Source organism: Neobacillus drentensis (genome assembly GCF_036962765.1).
GTDB lineage: Bacteria > Bacillota > Bacilli > Bacillales > Cytobacillaceae > Neobacillus > Neobacillus drentensis_C.
Genome location: NZ_JBALOS010000226.1, coordinates 7,972 through 8,247, shown reverse-complemented (window position 1 = coordinate 8,247; position 276 = coordinate 7,972). Strand labels below are relative to the sequence as shown.

Below are 276 nucleotides of genomic sequence, written 5' to 3'. Positions count from 1 at the left end.
ATCCACTTTATTATTTCATCAAAGATCAAGTAAAAGGAGATGTAACAGGCCAGGGAGTTAGAGACGTTTGGTATATAGTAAACACTGAAACAACATTTAAAACGGCTTCCACGAGTAAATTACAATTATTAGCCGATAAAAATATTGGCAAATACCTAGCCGATTCAAAAGGAATGGCTTTATACTATTTCACTAAAGATCAGCCGGGTAAAAGCAATTGTAGTGGAAAATGCTTAGTCAACTGGCCAGCGTTTTCGGCACAAGATTTCGAAGTTC

At 36.6% G+C, this 276-nt stretch carries 1 pseudogene; it reads left to right on the top strand.

Going from position 1 to position 276, the window contains the following annotated elements:
• Nucleotides 1–276: pseudogene (locus tag V7137_RS24000) on the top strand (hypothetical protein); the annotation flags it as partial.